The organism is Bradyrhizobium sp. Ken51 (assembly GCF_055807435.1).
The window spans coordinates 75956-87462 of the sequence record NZ_JBVVPB010000006.1; the positions used below are offsets into that span (position 1 = coordinate 75956).

General features: G+C 63.9%; 8 protein-coding genes and 1 riboswitch. Of the genes, 3 read left to right on the forward strand and 5 right to left on the reverse strand.

Going from position 1 to position 11507, the window contains the following annotated elements:
• Nucleotides 1-34: 34 nt before the first annotated feature.
• Nucleotides 35-123, reverse strand: a riboswitch (glycine riboswitch).
• Between the two features lie 221 nt (nt 124-344).
• Nucleotides 345-3038, forward strand: coding sequence for an alanine--tRNA ligase (alaS, locus tag AC0L27_RS13045; RefSeq protein ID WP_473319465.1), 2694 nt, complete (start codon nt 345-347; stop codon nt 3036-3038).
• Nucleotides 3039-3042: 4 nt separating this feature from the next.
• Nucleotides 3043-4266, forward strand: coding sequence for a cyclic nucleotide-gated ion channel (locus AC0L27_RS13050; RefSeq protein ID WP_473319379.1), 1224 nt, complete (start codon nt 3043-3045; stop codon nt 4264-4266).
• Between the two features lie 18 nt (nt 4267-4284).
• On the opposite strand, the gene AC0L27_RS13055 is transcribed toward AC0L27_RS13050, so the two are convergent.
• The 3 genes from AC0L27_RS13055 to AC0L27_RS13065 all read right to left on the reverse strand — a co-directional run bounded on the left by AC0L27_RS13055 (nt 4285) and on the right by AC0L27_RS13065 (nt 7250).
• A complete protein-coding gene (locus AC0L27_RS13055; protein WP_354208476.1) occupies nt 4285-5244 on the reverse strand; it encodes a hypothetical protein in 960 nt (319 codons plus the stop codon).
• A 197-nt stretch (nt 5245-5441) separates the two neighbouring features.
• Entirely contained in the window at nt 5442-5936 is a 495-nt protein-coding gene (locus AC0L27_RS13060) for a DUF3455 domain-containing protein (protein WP_354208477.1), read from the reverse strand.
• Between the two features lie 99 nt (nt 5937-6035).
• A complete protein-coding gene (locus AC0L27_RS13065; RefSeq protein ID WP_275170054.1) occupies nt 6036-7250 on the reverse strand; it encodes an NADP-dependent isocitrate dehydrogenase in 1215 nt (404 codons plus the stop codon).
• 367 nt (nt 7251-7617) lie between these two features.
• On the opposite strand from AC0L27_RS13065, the gene AC0L27_RS13070 reads away from it, so the two are divergent.
• Nucleotides 7618-8817 (forward strand): TrmJ/YjtD family RNA methyltransferase, encoded by a 1200-nt coding sequence (locus AC0L27_RS13070; protein ID WP_354208478.1) that lies wholly within the window; start codon nt 7618-7620, stop codon nt 8815-8817.
• Nucleotides 8818-8877: 60 nt separating this feature from the next.
• On the opposite strand, the gene AC0L27_RS13075 is transcribed toward AC0L27_RS13070, so the two are convergent.
• Both AC0L27_RS13075 and AC0L27_RS13080 read right to left on the reverse strand, forming a co-directional pair.
• On the reverse strand, nt 8878-10581 hold the full coding sequence (locus AC0L27_RS13075) for an amidohydrolase (RefSeq protein WP_354208670.1): 1704 nt from the start codon (nt 10579-10581) through the stop codon (nt 8878-8880).
• 156 nt (nt 10582-10737) lie between these two features.
• Nucleotides 10738-11487, reverse strand: a complete 750-nt coding sequence (locus AC0L27_RS13080; RefSeq protein ID WP_354208479.1) for a hypothetical protein — start codon at nt 11485-11487, stop codon at nt 10738-10740.
• Nucleotides 11488-11507 lie beyond the last annotated feature (20 nt).

The following is an 11507-nucleotide window of genomic DNA, read 5'->3' on the forward strand; positions in this document are numbered from 1 at the left end:
CTTGGCCCGTCGGCGCCTCTTTCCAGATGCTGTCAAAGCCACGCGGTCCTTTTGCCTGAGAGTTTCCGGGGCGGTTGCTCCTTCGGCGCCGGCACCAGTGCCGGTCTCTCCCGACGTGGCCGTACGATACAGATGGGTAAAGACCACAGGCCGGCCAAGCCTGTCAACGCGGCATCGGCGGCTTTCCAACGGATTGCGCGACTGCGGCAACGCCTTGATCTGTCTGCACAGTTTCTGGACAGCGAAGCTGGCCTTGTCTAAAAGCGCTTTGACCCGCAGATATCAGCCCAAACTTGCGGTTTGGATGGCGTATGGCGGGTCCAAGCACACCCGATTGGATGAACATGAGCGGCGTCAACGAGATCAGGTCGACCTTTCTGAACTTCTTTGCCGAGAACGGCCACGAGATCGTGTCGTCCTCGCCATTGGTGCCGCGCAACGATCCGACGTTGATGTTCACCAATGCCGGCATGGTGCAGTTCAAGAACGTCTTCACCGGCGTCGAGAAGCGGCCCTATCAGCGCGCCACCACCTCGCAGAAATGCGTGCGCGCCGGCGGCAAGCACAACGACCTCGACAATGTCGGCTACACCGCGCGCCATCTCACCTTCTTCGAGATGCTCGGCAACTTCTCGTTCGGCGACTATTTCAAGGAGCGCGCGATCGAGCTGGCCTGGACGCTGATCACGAAGGAGTTCGGGCTCAAGAAAGACAAGCTGCTCGTCACGGTCTACCACACCGACGATGAGGCGGCCGGACTGTGGAAGAAGATCGCGGGCTTCTCCGAGGATCGCATCATCCGCATCCCGACCTCGGACAATTTCTGGGCGATGGGCGACACCGGCCCGTGCGGCCCGTGCTCGGAGATCTTCATCGATCGCGGCGATCACATCTGGGGCGGGCCGCCGGGCTCCCCGGAGGAGGATGGCGATCGCTTCCTCGAATTCTGGAATCTCGTCTTCATGCAGTACGAGCAGGTGACGAAGGAGGAGCGCGTGGCGCTGCCGCGTCCCTCGATCGACACTGGCATGGGGCTGGAGCGCATGGCCTGCATCATGCATGGCGTCGACAGCGTATTCGAGACCGACCTGTTCCGTCATTTGATCGATGCGACGGCGTCCGCGCTCGGCAGCGGACCGGATGAGAAGACCGTGGCCTCGTTCCGCGTCATCGCCGACCATCTGCGTTCGTCGGCCTTCCTCGTCGCCGACGGCGTGCTGCCCTCGAACGAGGGCCGCGGCTATGTGCTGCGCCGGATCATGCGCCGCGCGATGCGCCATGCGCAGTTGTTAGGTGCGAAAGAACCGCTGATGCATCGGCTGGTCTGGGCGCTGGTGCGCGAGATGGGCCAGGCCTATCCGGATTTGATGCGCGCGGAAAATTTGATCGAGGAAACGCTGCGCCTGGAAGAGACCCGCTTCCGCAAGACGCTGACACGCGGCCTCGCCATTCTCGACGAGAAGAGCGCGTCCTTAAAGAAGGGCGACATGTTCGACGGCGACGTCGCCTTTACGCTGTACGACACCTATGGCTTCCCGCTCGACCTGACGCAGGACGCGCTGAAGTCGCGCGGCATCAGCGTCGATCAGGCCTCGTTCACCGACGCGATGGAGCGTCAGAAGGCCAAGGCACGCGAGTCCTGGAAGGGGTCTGGCGAAGCTGCTTCCGAGGCGATCTGGTTCCCGCTGCGTGAGAAGCTCGGCGCAACCGAATTCCTGGGTTACGAGACCGAGAGCGCCGAAGGCGTGGTGACCGCGCTGGTCAAGGACGGCAAGGAAGCCACCAGCCTCAAGGCCGGCGAGCTAGGGGCGATCGTGCTGAACCAGACGCCGTTCTACGCGGAGTCCGGCGGCCAGGTCGGCGACACCGGCGTATTGACCGGCGAGGGCGGCATCAAGTTCCGCGTCACCGACACGCAGAAAAAGCTCGGCGATTTCTTCGTTCACATCGGCACGGTCGAGAGCGGCGAGCTGAAGCTCGGCACCGCGCTGCAGCTCGAAGTGGATCACGGCAGGCGCTTTTCGATCCGCGCGCATCACTCGGCCACGCATCTCATCCACGAGGCGCTGCGCCAGGTGCTCGGCGACCACATTGCCCAGCGCGGCTCGATGGTCGCGCCGGATCGTTTACGTTTCGACTTCGTGCATCCGAAGCCGATCACGGCGGAAGAGCTCGCGCGCGTCGAGGACATCGCCAACAACGTGGTGCTGGAGAATGACGAAGTCTCGACCCGCGTCATGGGCGTGGACGAGGCCCGTGAGGCCGGCGCACGCGCGCTGTTCGGCGAGAAATATGGCGATGAGGTTCGCGTCGTCTCGATGGGCCGCACCGCGCGCGAGCGCGGCGCCAACGCACTCGGCTGGTCGGTCGAACTGTGCGGAGGCACCCATGTCAGGCGCACCGGCGACATCGGGCTGATCACGCTGACGGGCGAGAGCGCGGTCGCCTCCGGCGTGCGCCGCATCGAAGCGCTGACCGGCAACTACGCGCGAAAACACGCCAACGACACCATGGCGCTGGCGAAGACCGCCGCGCACGAGCTGCGCACGTCGATCGACGACGTTCCGGCGCGCATTGCCGCGCTGATGGAAGAGCGCAAGAAGCTCGAGCGCGAACTCTCCGACGCCCGCAAGAAGCTGGCGATGGGCGGCGGTGCAGCTTCGAGCAACGGCGCGGCCTCCGGCGTGCGCGAGGTCGGCGACGTCAAGCTGATGGCGCGCGCGGTCGAGGGCATCGAGATGAAGGATCTCAAGAGCCTTGCCGACGACGGCAAGAAGCAGATCGGCTCCGGCGTCGTCGCCATCGTCGGCGTCACCGAGGACGGCAAGGCTGGCGTGGTGGTCGGCGTCACCGCTGACCTCACCTCGCGCTTCAATGCGGTCAATCTGGTGAAGATCGCCTCCGAAGCGCTCGGCGGCAAGGGTGGCGGCGGGCGGCCCGACATGGCCCAGGCCGGCGGCCCCGATGGAGCGAATGCGGCCGCAGCACTCACGGCGATCGAAAAAGCCATGACTGAACAAAAATCGACCGGCGCGTAAGCAGGTGCGCCCCGTTCCGCGAGGGCGTGGCTCAACCGATCCCAATCTGAGGGATCGCCTCTACGAATTGCTGGAGCACGATCCGCTGGCCTACTCGGTCGGGTCGCGCTTCATCCAGCTGATCATTGCCGTCATCGTGCTCGACGTCGCCGCGATGATCCTTGCCTCGGTGCCGGAGCTGGACGCGCAATTCGGTGCGCTGTTCGCAGGCATCTCCATCCTCGCCATGATCGTGTTCGCGCTGGAATATGCCGCGCGCCTGTGGACGGTGGCGGGTCACACCCAGCGTACGGCGTCTGCGCTGTCGGACCGGCTCAGCTACGTCTTCTCCGCACTCGGCATCGTCGATCTCCTCGCGTTCCTGCCGGCTGCGATTGTGCTCGCCACGGGCCGGCATGCAACGCTGGCAGCGCTGGGCGTGCTGCCGTTCTTCAAGCTGGTGCGCTATTCGCCGGCGATGCGTTCGCTGCTCGCGGCCGTGCATGCCGAGCGGCGGGCGCTGATCGGCTGCATCGTCATCCTGATCGGCGCGGTGCTGACGTTTGCCTCGCTGCTCTACGCCATCGAGCGCGACGTGCAGCCGGACAAGCTCGGCACCATTCCGCAAGCGATGTGGTGGGCGATCGTGACGCTCGGCACCGTCGGCTACGGCGACGTCGTGCCGGTGACGGCGCTCGGCAAGTTCATCTCCGTTTTCACCATCATCAGCGGCTTTGCCATGATCGCGCTGCCGGTCGCGATCATCTCGACGGCCTTTGCGGAAGAGGTGAAGCGGCGGGACTTCGTGGTCACCTGGGGCATGCTGGCGCGGGTGCCGCTGTTCTCACACCTCAGTGCATCCGAGATCGCCGACATCATGCGGCTGCTTCGGGCGCGCACGATCGAGCAGAGCGAGATCCTGGTGCGGCGGGGCGATGCGGCTTCGTCGATGTATTTCATCACCGCCGGCGAGGTCGAGATCACGCTGCCGAACCAGCAGGTGCGGCTCGCGGATGGCACCTTCTTCGGCGAGATCGCGCTGCTGCACAAGACCAAACGCAGCGGCACGGTGACGGCGACACGCAAGACCCGGCTGCTGGTGCTCGACGCCCAGGATTTTCACGCCCTGATCGAACGCATGCCGACGCTCGCCGCGCATGTTCACAAGACGGCGAAGGCGAGGCTGGAGGGCAGCGGCGATCTCGCCGCGGCAGAGCTGGCGCAAGGCGAGAAAGATGGGGCGCCCTGAGCACTCCGTCACATCAAATCAATGCGCTTCCAAGCCCACAAGGAATTTGCGTGTCTCGGTGTCAATCCGGCTGCCGCGGGAGGCAATCTCCTCGCGGGCCGACTGGAATGTGTAGCCGAGATGGGCGCCGTCGTGCCACGGATAGAAGGTGCTGCACCAATAGCCCGTAGTGATTGAGCGGCATCGAAACGTAAGAGGCTCCGTTCGGGAGACCGCGTCCGACGTGATGTAGACGTCGCCTGACTGCGGCGTAGCCTTGAGGGAGTCCTGGTAGGTCGAGCGTGTCCCTCCGAATTCACCCAAGATCACTTCGTCCGGCGCAAATAGGTAGATATCAAGAGGGAAATCGAGCTTGTCGTCTCCGCCGTGCTTGGCCGCGGCGTGAGCGGCGCAATAGCTCTCGGCCCAGTCCGGGACCGGGCCGGTGCAAAGCGGAGGGGGCACCAGGCCAAAGTTGCGCAACTGGAGCCATATCCGTTTGGCTTTGACCGGGCGTGCGCCATCATCATTCAGAGCGCAAAACTCCCGTAGGCTGGCGCTGTGCTCGAGATAGTAGGCGCGCGCGCTCGAACTCCTGTCGAGATAGATGTTCAGGAAAGTTTTGGCTGGAAAGGAGAAGGCGGCATCGGCGATCGTCACGCGAAACGTCGTGTTCCGGCAAGCCTCCGGGGCGGGGCGCATTTTCCAGTCGTGCCACCAGCTCGGGATGAACAGGATGGCGGGCACCATCGCAAATCCGGCGAGGCCGATCGCAAGTACGTAGCGCAGCCGGAGTCCGTAAGCTGCGAAGAGCAGGGTGAAGCCACGAACGAGGACGCCGGTTGCGAATCCGGTGGTCACGACGGCCCAGAATGCCACTCCGATTCCACCGCCCGGGCCCTCATTGTAGCCGAGGCGGGACGACACGATCCAATGCTGCATCCAAAGCGCCGCCAACAGCCCGCCGAAGATGCATGTCACGCCCGCCACCAGCGCCACGTCGGCATCAACGCAGGGATCGCGTAGGGAATCAGAACAAGCGCGATCAGGAAGAGGATGAGGTTGGTCGTCACAGTTGTTCCTTGAGCTTCGGAACAACTCTTAGATGTGGTTCGTGAGAGCGCGGTAAAGAGGCCGGCGCGATTGCATCGGTCTGCCGACAGGATGCGTTTACCAATCGGCCGAACGGGACGGTCTCAGCCCTTCTTCAGGAAAACATAATCGGCCGAATAGGGCGCGCTCCTGAACTCGCCGGGCTTGTCGCATGCGCCGTCGAGCTTGCCGCCATGGGTGTTGATGCGCTGAACCGTGGTCACGGGCGTGAGGACACCGCTGCCGCGGTGGGTGGTCACTTCCAGTTTCAGCCAGGGAATGTCGGCCGCGGTGGTACCCGGGGCATTGCCGGCGGCCTTGGCGGCCACGGCGCTGCCGTCGGCATGCTCCCAGTTCGGCCCGGCATAGTGCCGGCCGATCGTCTTGCCCTCGGAGAGAAGCGTCGCGATCGGTTCGCGGAAGGCCCAGGCGAGCTTGCCGTCGGTGCCAGCCTTGCATTCATAGACCTGCGCGCCCTCGGCGTGGACGCTGAGCACGATGTTCTCGCCCGGCGCGCTGATGGCGTCGGGGAGTGGGTCGGCGGCCACAGCCGGTCCAGCGAGCAGCAACAGGCAGGGGACGGCAAGCTTGATCGACATGGTCGCATCTCCGCGCAAAGGTCCAAAAAAGCGAACGGGCCGCGCTTGCGACGCGGCCCGTGATGATGTCCGACCCAGTCGGGCGAAATTGCGGACGGCTTACGCCGCCAGCGCCTTGCCGAGGTTCTCGGCGACCTTGTCGAGGAAGCCGGTGGTCGAGAGCCAGCGCTGGTCGGCGCCGACCAGGAGCGCGAGGTCCTTGGTCATGTAGCCTTCCTCGACGGTATCGACGCAGACCTTCTCAAGGGTGTTCGCGAACTTGGCGAGCTCCGCATTGTTGTCGAGCTTGGCGCGGTGCGACAGGCCGCGGGTCCAGGCGAAGATCGACGCGATCGAGTTGGTCGAGGTCTCCTTGCCCTTCTGGTGCTCGCGGTAATGGCGGGTCACCGTGCCATGGGCGGCTTCGGCTTCCACCGTCTTGCCGTCGGGGGTGAGGAGGACCGAGGTCATCAGGCCGAGCGAGCCGTAGCCCTGCGCCACCGTGTCGGACTGCACGTCGCCATCGTAGTTCTTGCAGGCCCAGACATAGCCGCCGGACCATTTCAGCGCCGAGGCGACCATGTCGTCGATCAGGCGGTGCTCGTAGGTCAGGCCCTTGGCGTCGAATTCCTTCTTGAACTCGCGCTCGTAGATGTCCTGGAAGATGTCTTTGAAGCGGCCGTCATAGACCTTCATGATCGTGTTCTTGGTCGAGAGATAGACCGGGTAGTTGCGCAGCAGGCCGTAGTTCAACGAAGCGCGGGCGAAGTCGATGATGGAATCGTCGAGATTGTACATCTGCATCGCGACGCCGGCGCCCGGGGTCTTGAACACTTCCTTCTCGATGACGGTGCCATCCTCGCCGACGAACTTCATCGTCAGCGTACCCTTGCCCGGGAACTTGATGTCGGTGGCGCGATACTGGTCGCCATAGGCGTGGCGGCCGATGATGATCGGCTTGGTCCAGCCGGGAACCAGGCGCGGCACGTTCTTGCAGATGATCGGTTCGCGGAAGATCACGCCGCCGAGGATGTTGCGGATGGTGCCGTTCGGCGACTTCCACATCTGCTTGAGATTGAATTCCTTCACCCGGGCCTCGTCCGGAGTGATGGTGGCGCACTTGACGCCGACGCCAACCTTCTTGATGGCCTCGGCGGCGTCGATGGTGACCTGATCGTTGGTCTCGTCACGGTATTCCATGCCCAGGTCGAAATAGAGCAGCTCGACATCCAGGAACGGGTTGATCAGCTTGTCCTTGATGTACTGCCAGATGATCCGGGTCATCTCGTCGCCATCGAGTTCGACGACGGGGTTGGACACCTTGATTTTTGCCATGATCGGGGAAGCCTCTTGGGAACGGCGCTTTGGCGCGCCACGGGAATATCCGCCGCCTCTTAGCACCGGGACGCGGCCGGCGAAAGCCAAGGGATTATGCACTTTTAGCTCATCCAGCCTCCGCAGATGGGGGGCGGGAGCAGCCCCGCCGCGGGGGCCGGGGTGAAGTTTCAGACGAGATTCAAAAGTCGAATCCAACCCGTTATTTCCCTTGAGAATTTCCTCAGGACAGGCAAACGACAGGCGCTCGGGCAGCCGGCCCGAGAGCAGGTCAAGACGGGTCGATACCGGGTCAGGACCGGCCTTGAATCAATTCATCAAGAGCGCCTGTCCAAGGCCTTGAGAACCAGTGTGAAAGCGAAGCGAGATGTCGGGGACTGACAAGAGCAAAGCGGGCCTTTCCCTCGACGGTCCCATCGTCATCCTGGTCGAGCCGCAGCTTGGCGAAAACATCGGCATGGCCGCGCGCGCCATGGGCAACTTCGCGCTGAGCCGATTGCGCATCGTCAACCCGCGCGACGGCTGGCCGAATATCGCAGCCCAGCGCGCCGCGGCCGGGGCCGACTATATTCTGGATAAGGTCGAATTGTTCGACACGGTCGGTGAGGCCGTCGCAGACCTCGACCTGCTGTTCGCCACCACCGCGCGTCCCCACGACCAGGCCAAGCCGGTGGTGGGGCCGGAAGCCGCAGCCAGCGAGATTTCAGGGCACGTTGCGGCGGGCGGCAAGGCCGGTATCCTGTTCGGCCGGGAGCGCTGGGGCCTCACCAACGAGGAGGTCGGGCTCGCCAACCGCATCATTACCTTCCCGGTCAATCCGGGCTTCGCCTCGCTCAACCTCGCCCAGGCCGTGCTCCTGGTCGGCTACGAATGGTTCAAGCGCGCGACCTCCGGCGAGCTGCCGCACAGCATGCCGGAGCGCTCCGAGCGCGCCTCGCAGCACCAGATGCAGGCCTTCTTCGACAATCTCATCCGCGAACTCGACCGGGTCGAATTTCTGCGCCCAGCCGAGAAGCGCGACACCATGCTGGTGAACCTGCGCAACATCTTCACCCGCATGGAGCCGACCAAGCAGGATATGCACACCCTGCATGGGGTGGTGATGGCGATCGCGGAAGGGCGCAAGGGCCCGGCCAAAGGCGGCGTGCTCGACGGCGAGCAGGCCACGCGTCTGCGCGCGCTGCTGGCCGAGCACGGGCAGGGCGGCGGGGTGCCCGACAGCGGCTCCACCGTGCGCGGCCTTGCGCGTCTGCTCCGCCGCAACCCGACCGATGCCGAGCGCCTGCTGTGGCAGGCGCTCACACGTGATCGCCGCTTCGCAGGAGGGTTCAAGCGCCAGACCCCGGTCGGCCGACACATCCCGGACTTCGTCTCGTTCCCGCACCGGATCGCGATCGAACTGGTCAACCCGGGCGAGGGCGAGACCATCGCTGCCGACCGCGCGGGCCGGCGGGCGTGGCTTGAGGCGCGGGATTATCGGGTAATCGAGATGCGGGCGGCGGATGTGGAGCGGGATCTGGAGGCGGAGCTGGCGCGGCTGCAGGGGATGATCGCGCAGGGCGCGTAGATTTCGTCGGGAAGCGGAGCGAATTGTCGCTCTCGCTCACCTTGGCCGATCAGCGCCGGTTCAGCGCTGAAAGACAACCTTGCCGCCGACCAGGGTCAGGTCCACCTTGATGTCCTTGATCTGCTCCTCCGGCACGGCCGCGTAGTCAGCGGAGAGCACGACGATGTCCGCCAGCTTTCCGGGTTCGATGGTCCCTTTGCGCGTTTCATCGAACGTGTAGCGCGAAGCCGCGCTGCTGTAGAGCCGTAGGGCCTGCTCGCGCGTAATGGCTTCTGCCGAGCCGTAGACGTTTCCGTTGGGGTCCTTCCTGGTCACCATGATGTACATGTTGAGGAAGGGGTTGATCGGGTTGACCGGAAAATCCGTCCCGGCGCCGAGGCTGTTGAGCCCCATTTTTTCGATCAACGTCCTGGTCGGCACGGCGCGGTCGGCGGTCGCTTTCCCGAGAAATCGTTCGACGGTCGCTCCCTTGTCCCACATGAAAACGTTCTGGAAATCGACGCGGACTCCCAGTCTTTGCGCACGCTCCATCTGTTCTGGCCGGATCAGGCTGGCGTGGATGAGGACGAAGCGACGGTCGCGGATCGATTTTTCTTTATCCGCGGCCTCGAAGGCATCGAGCACATGGTCAATACCCAGATCGCCCACCACGTGGACACCGACACGCCAGTCATAACGGTTGCAGACGGAGATGAGTTGCTTCAGCCGCTCGGGAGTCTGCTGCGTGATGCCGTGATAGTTGTCGTGCGAATCGGGATACACGTCACGCATGAGCGCTGTCTTAAGCGTCATGCCGCCGTCGTAAAAGATCTTGATGCCCGCGAACTTGAGCCAATCGTCACCGAAGCCTGATGAGGCCCCATTGCCTGACATGATCGCTTCCCATGCCGTCAGATCGGCTGGGGGCTCCGGTCGAAACATCACGCCGGTGCGCAAAGTGGCTTTCCCGGCTGCGACAAGCTTCTGCAGCGTGCGGACATCGCGTGGCTCTGTTGCGCCTTCGATCACACTGGTGATGCCGAAGCTGTTCAGCACACCTTCGGCAATGGTGAATTGCCGCATCTCGTCGTCTTCTGTCCAGGGTGGTACGGCCTTCTCGACCCGATCGATCGCCGTCTCCACGAGCACGCCGGTCAATTCACCGGCTGCGTCGCGTTCAAAGTTTCCACCACTCGGATCCGCGGTGGTCTTGTCGACACCGACCACTTGTAGAGCCATGGTGTTCGCCATCGAGAAATGCCCGACGGTGCGAAGATAGACCGGGTTGTTCGGAGCAACGCTATCGATCTCCTGCCTCGTCAGATAGCGCTTCTCGGCCAATTGTGAGGGCGGATGCCACGCGCCACCTACAATCCACTCACCCGGCTTTTTCTTCGTGGCGAATGATTTGATGGCTTCGAGCGCGTCCGCAACGGTCTTGGCGCGGCCCAGGATTACGACATAGTCGCCCAGACCAGCGGCCTTGAAGTGAGCGTGTGTATCGATCAATCCGGGGATGACGGTCTTGCCAGACACGTCGAGCACGCGGGTCCGGGCGCCTGCAAGCGCCTTGATCGAAGCACTGGTTCCGGTCGCGATGATCGTTCCATCTGCGACGGCGACTGCCTCCGTGACGGTCGATCGGTCGTCCAACGTCAGAACCTTGCCGTTAACGAGGACCAGGTCAGGCGCATTAAGCTCCGGCTGCTGCGCCTCGGCATTTGCGACGCCAGCGATGAACATGCCCGTAGCAAGGATTGCAAATGCCTTTAACTTGCGGACCATCGCGTACCCCTTTGGATCTTTTTGCTTGGCGACAGCTGCAAGGGTATCTTTGATCAAATAGGGGTTCAATGCTTCTCGACGCTTGGCAGCGTCGCACGGTGGGCAGGTGGAGTGCTTCCTTGTTAGGCGGAAAGCTGGCCGGCCGCCCACGTCCGTCTACGAAGGACGCCCGAGCTGCACCTCGCGCTCCACCGCAATCCATGTCGTGCGCGCCACCGCCAGCAACTTCCCGGCTTCGTCATGCGCTGCAGCTTCGGCCATGCGCTTGCGGCCGTCGCGGCCCGTTGGCCAGGCCGTGATGATGCAGCGGTCTCCCGGGCGCGGGCGATCTTCGATCCGCGCCGACATCCGTCCCAGCAGCAGCGGCGCCTTGTCGAAGCTGCCGCTCTGCGGATCGCAATTGCAGGCAAAACCGGTGGGGCAGTCGAGCGCCGACCAGAGGAATTCGGTGGCGACCAAGCCGTCCTCGGCGGCGAGATTCTTGTCCGGCGTCCAGCTCGCCGCGAGAACGGCGCTGTGACCACGGAGCGAGCCGGCAAAGATGCGCAGGCCGTCGCCTTTCGTCCTTGCAGGACCGCAGACGAAACATGTCGGCAGGGGATGCTCGTGCGGCTTCACCGGCGTCAATAGCTCGGCGGCGCAGGCGTCCTCGAAGCTGGCTGTTTCCATGCGCGCAAGCTCGACGCTTGCCGCTCGCCCGGTCGCGACGATCTTGTTGCCGTCGCGAAGCTCCCATGTGCCGTCGTTCGTCGCGACCGCATCGAGCATCGTGTCCAGCGGCGGCGGTGCGCGCAGCGTCACCTCCGCGGCCCCGGGAATGTGGCGGGCGAGCCGGCCGCAGACATAGCCGCCGTTCCCGGAGTTGGGAGGACCGCAAAAGCGTTTGTCGATCATAATCTGTGTCATCGGTTTTGTTCTCTCTTCCC

Coding starts and splice junctions, on each gene's coding strand:
- AC0L27_RS13060 (WP_354208477.1), bottom strand. CDS start 5,936: ATGTCGATCAAGCTTGCCGTCCCCTGCCTGTTGCTGCTCGCTGGACCG.
- AC0L27_RS13075 (WP_354208670.1), bottom strand. CDS start 10,581: ATGGTCCGCAAGTTAAAGGCATTTGCAATCCTTGCTACGGGCATGTTC.
- AC0L27_RS13065 (WP_275170054.1), bottom strand. CDS start 7,250: ATGGCAAAAATCAAGGTGTCCAACCCCGTCGTCGAACTCGATGGCGAC.
- alaS (WP_473319465.1), top strand. CDS start 345: ATGAGCGGCGTCAACGAGATCAGGTCGACCTTTCTGAACTTCTTTGCC.
- AC0L27_RS13070 (WP_354208478.1), top strand. CDS start 7,618: ATGTCGGGGACTGACAAGAGCAAAGCGGGCCTTTCCCTCGACGGTCCC.
- AC0L27_RS13080 (WP_354208479.1), bottom strand. CDS start 11,487: ATGACACAGATTATGATCGACAAACGCTTTTGCGGTCCTCCCAACTCC.